Here is a 5,113-nt window from a genome sequence, read left to right on the forward strand (position 1 = left end):
GCATGGTTGTGTGTACTGCTATGCCACAGTCAACCATGATACCAAAGAAACTGCCAGAAAAAGGAAAGAATTTATTGAAGAAAGTAATTCTTACGAATTAACAGACAAATAAGAGTTGAAATGGTATACAAACAAATAAAGGTAATATCTGAAAGTACTGTATACAAGATTTTTTTTACCTCAAAGTAACGAAAAAACAGCAAAGAAATGGAATAATGCAAAATTACTCTAAGGTTTTAAATCAGCTATCCTGTTTGGATGGGATCTGTGATAGGATAGCTAAGTACTTGAAGTAACTTACAAAGAGTACTAAAAAATGTGTTTCCACACTTTTTAGTTCACTCTCTTCTTTTTTGACTGTGAATCATAATTATTCAAATGAGAATATTCTTACATACTCATAAAGTGCAATACCTGCAGCTACAGATACGTTTAATGACTCAACACCTGCAGCCATAGGTATCTTTACAAGAGCATCACACTTCTCTCTTGTAAGATGTCTCATGCCAGCTTCTTCTGATCCCATTACAATAGCTGTACGTTTCTGAAGATCATAATCATAGATTGATTTGTCTGTTTCACCTGCAAGACCAATTACTTCAACATTGAATTCTTTTAGAAGTTCAAGTGTTCTTGAAAGATTTGTTACTGCAACAAACGGAACATGCTCTGCAGCACCATCAGCAGTCTTTCTTGCAACAGGTGTCATTGAAGCTGATTTATCCTTTGGAACAATAACAGCCTTTACACCTGCAGCCCATGCACTTCTCATTGCAGCACCGAGATTTCTTGGATCAGTAACGCCATCAAGGATCAAGAACAGCATGTTCTCATCCTGGGTATTCTCTAAAAGCTCTTCTAAGAAATGTTCATCCTTTGGTGGAGTTGCTACAAGCTCTAAAACAATGCCCTGATGAACACCGCCATCAGTCTTTTCATCAAGAAAATGACGCATTGCAGTCTGAACTCTGATTCCGATAGACTCAAGCATTTTTTCAATCTGAATGATTCGCTTGTCTTCTCTTCCTTTAACAATCCAAGCTGCTGTAATTTTCTCAGGAGAAGCTTCGATTGCGGACATTACAGTATTAATTCCGTATACGATCTCTCTTGATTTGCTTTTTTTCTCTTTTACGTACATAAATGCTTTTACCTAAAATTAAGATTTCTTTTTTATTTTTCTTTCTACAAGATCAGTTTCAACAGCATCTCTTGTATTTGAAATATCCTTGATACGATTTAGAATTTCCTCTTTGTCAGCAGCTTTCTTCTTTGATACTAGCTTTGCGCGCTCATCAAAGATCTTTTCTTTCATTTTTTTCAGTGCTTTATGCTGTTTTGCATTTATCTCTTCAGGAAGCAGATCAACCTTATGCTCCTCAAGATCAACTCCTGCAACAACAACCGATATCTCATCACCCACGCAATAGGTTTTAAATTGGGAACTAAGAGTCTGATTTTTATCATTGTACTGCATATAGTATGGCATATTTCCCACATAAATCATACCATCTACGCATAAATCGTCCAGGTGAACAAATACGCCAAAACGTGAGCAGCCTGTAATGGTACCCTTTACGGTTTCTCCAATAAAGTTCAGTGCATAAATACAAGCTAATGCTGCATCAACTTCCTTTTCAGCTGTATCAGATGCTATTTCTCTTTGTGTACATTTTGAACCAAGAGCGACAAGTTCTGCCTTTGTATACGATCTCTGGCCCATTTTACCAATATCCATATGGCACTCTTTTGCAAGGATATATTTGATTACACGATGAAGCTGCAAATCAGCATAACGTCTGATTGGAGATGTAAAGTGAGCATACTTTTCAAGAGCAAGTCCAAAGTGACCAATATTTTCAGGAGAATACTCAGCCTTTGCCATTGCTCTTAAAATCATCTCATTGATAACCTTTCCATCCTCTCTGTTTTCTATTAGAGTGGTAAGTTTCTGAATATCCTTTGGAGTTGGAGATTCTCCCCCTGGAATTGTAAGACCATATCTAGCAAGCTGTCCTTTGAGCATTTCAAGCTTCTTTTCTGGCATCTTTGCATGATCACGATATAAAGTCTGATAACCATGCTCTGCAACAAAGCTTGCAGCTGCAACGTTTGCAGCAATCATACACTCTTCGATAAGCTTATGAGCATCATTTCTGACAACAGGCTCTACTCCCTGTATTTCAAGATTCTCATCAAAAATAAAGTGCATTTCCTGACTTTCAACAGAGATACCGCCACGTCTTGTTCTGTCCTTTATAAATGCCTTATAAAGGTTGTACAGCTCCTTTACGTCCTGTACCTGAGCTTGATGATCCTTATTTAAGGCTTCTCCCTTTTCAATCATATGCCATGCCTCTGTATAGGTCAGTCTTGCATGTGATCTCATAACTGCAGGATAGAATTTGTATTTCTCTATTTTTCCATTTGGAGAAATTTCCATTTCACATGTCATACAGCATCTGTCTACATTTGGATTAAGAGAACATATGCCGTTTGACAGCTTTTCAGGGAGCATTGGAATTACATAGTTTGGAAAATATGAGCTGTTACATCTGTTAGAAGCTTCCTTGTCTAGTAAAGAGGCTGGTCTTACATAGTATGATACATCTGCAATGCTGACATAAAGTCTGTAGTTTTTGCCTTCTTTCTTGCAGTAAACAGCATCATCAAAATCTCTTGCATCCTCACCATCGATTGTAACAAGAGGGAGTTTTCTTAAATCTACTCGACCATACAGATCGTCCTTACCTACATTATCAGGAATTTTATTTAAGGAGCGAATCAAATTATCAGGCCAAACATTTGGGATCTCATTTCGTAAAACAGCCATCACGATAATATTATTGAGATTACCTATATCGTGAACAACTTCTCTTACTTTTACAGAACAGCAACGAGCATTAATTCTCTTTTTGATTTCACAGATAACCACGTCACCTGATCGGGCACCGCTAAGATCCTGCTTTGAATCAAGAGTAAAAACAAAGCCTTCAAGCTCTTTTTCGTCAGCCTTAATAGTTCCAAGATTACTATCTGGCATAAATCTGCCAAGTACTGACTGCCTAACTTTTGTAATTTTGTCTACATAGGCTTTATTTGAGAACTTCACACTTGAAACTAGAACTTCATCTTTTGGCAAAAGCATAAGATCTGAAATCAGTGTATATTCCTTGCCCTCATCATCCTCAACAAAGTAAAAGTAATTAATATTTCTTTTTTCGTAGTTAGAAAAATCTCTAACTGTTGCACTGAATGTCTGAGTTTTTACCTTTACTTTTGCAGTAAACTGCTGAATATAACTTTTTGCAACATAGATTTTAGAATGAATATTTACAAGTGAGCCTGACTCTACAAGTGAATCTAATGTAGAGTTAATCTGCTCTGATGAAATCTTTGAAAAATCATTAAAACCTACAGAGCAGAAAAAATGATTAGCCATCGCAAGATCCGATGGCTTTGAAAAATCAAGTTCATATATTGTTGCTACGACAAAAAGTGCTACAGAAAATTCTTTGCTTATGTCACCTTTAGGAGCAATTTTACTCTTTAGTAGTTTGCTTATTTCATTTTTTAAATTTTCTTTCATAAAGCTTTTGCCTATATTGATTCTTTCTTGAGTGTCTTACTGATAAGTATAGTTGTTATTTGAAATATTAGCTTGAAAACAAAGCTATTACATACGTTTTTTTATATTATGTTTTACAAAAATAATTCAAGTACATCATTTAACATGATGCGACCAAAGGTCGTTAGATAAAAACCACTGTCAGTGAATTCTAACAGTCCTTTTTGTGCAGCCTTTAAAAGCTTTTCTTTTACACAGTCAAATTTAAGACCAGTGGTTTTTTCAAATTCTGAAAATTCAATGAAATCAAATACTCTCAAACGATTTAACATGAATTCAAAAGGAAGATCATCTGCTAAAACCAAATTCATGTTATCCAAATTTGAATCATGATCTTTAAAGTAATCCAAAACTCTCTGAGAGTTTGCTCTTCTGTCTACAGTATTATCAAGTGTAAGTTTAGAATGTGCTCCTGCACCTATTCCAAGATAATCATTAAAAAGCCAGTAGTTTAGATTATGAACACAGCGGCGACCTTTAGTAAAAGCTGAAACTTCATAATGTTCAAAACCTGATTTTTCAAGAAATTCAAATCCTTTAAACTCTATCTGAGCCATCAGATCTTCATCTAGAAGTTTTGGTGGATTATCTCCAAAAGCAGTTCCTTCCTCAATTGTCAGTTCATAAAAACTGATATGAGTTGCACCTGATTCAACGGCTTTTTGCAGATCATCTAAAGCCATTTTTTCTGTCTGCTCAGGTAAAGAGTGCATCAAATCAATATTGAAATTTTCAAAGCCGGCATCTTTAATAAAATCAACGGCCTTTAATGCTGTATAACCGTCATGAATTCTGTTTAAAACTTTAAGAGAATCATCATTAAAGCTTTGTACTCCAAGACTGATTCTGTTAATTCCCATTTGCCTTAAATTTGATAGCTGTAAGGCACTGACGGTTCCTGGATTTGCCTCGGTTGATACTTCACAGTCATCTAAAAGGTAAGGCTCTATTCTTTTGAGAACTTTTTCAAAACATCTTTCAGGAAATAGCGTTGGCGTTCCGCCACCAAAATAAACAGATGAAAATTTTCTGCCATCTAGCTTATCTACATATCTGTCAAACTCACTGACAAGATAATTAGCATAAGTATCATCAATTGCTGTATCAGAACTTTTCTTATACGAATTAAAATCGCAGTAAGGACATTTTCTGATACAGTATGGATAGTGAATATAAAGACTAATAGGAAGCATTATCTGCTCATATGCTCAAGTTTATAAACAAGAGACTGAAGAGCTCTTCCCCTGTGTGATATGAGATTTTTAATCTGAGGTGGAAGCTGTGCTGCGGTGCAGTTTCTATTTGTCACTACAAACAGAGGATCATAACCAAAACCACCTGAGCCTACTTCCTCAAAACCGATGTTTCCATCCCATGAACAAAGAACAGTCAGAGGAACTGGATCATCATAAGAGCGCACCAAAGCAAGAGCACAGCAGTAGCGGGCTGTTCTTTTCTCAAAAGGAACATTCTTTAACTCTTCAA

The 5,113-nt window shown here is 35.9% G+C and carries 4 protein-coding genes; all 4 read right to left on the reverse strand.

The genetic code is table 11. The features are described from left to right. Positions 1–370 precede the first annotated feature (370 nt). Positions 371–1,141 (reverse strand): 23S rRNA (guanosine(2251)-2'-O)-methyltransferase RlmB, encoded by a 771-nt coding sequence (gene rlmB, locus ACJML3_RS00275; protein WP_406019622.1) that lies wholly within the window; start codon positions 1,139–1,141, stop codon positions 371–373. An 18-nt stretch (positions 1,142–1,159) separates the two neighbouring features. Further along, on the reverse strand, positions 1,160–3,589 hold the full coding sequence (gene rnr, locus ACJML3_RS00280) for a ribonuclease R (protein WP_406019623.1): 2,430 nt from the start codon (positions 3,587–3,589) through the stop codon (positions 1,160–1,162). A 113-nt stretch (positions 3,590–3,702) separates the two neighbouring features. Next, a complete protein-coding gene (gene hemW / locus ACJML3_RS00285; protein ID WP_406019624.1) occupies positions 3,703–4,821 on the reverse strand; it encodes a radical SAM family heme chaperone HemW in 1,119 nt (372 codons plus the stop codon). Beyond that, positions 4,821–5,113, reverse strand: a 293-nt coding sequence (locus ACJML3_RS00290) for a non-canonical purine NTP pyrophosphatase (RefSeq protein ID WP_406019625.1), incomplete at its 5' end; no start/stop codon positions are given. The genes ACJML3_RS00290 and hemW, both read right to left, overlap by 1 nt.

Source organism: Succinivibrio sp. (assembly GCF_045124615.1).
Taxonomy (GTDB): Bacteria; Pseudomonadota; Gammaproteobacteria; order Enterobacterales; family Succinivibrionaceae; genus Succinivibrio; species Succinivibrio faecicola.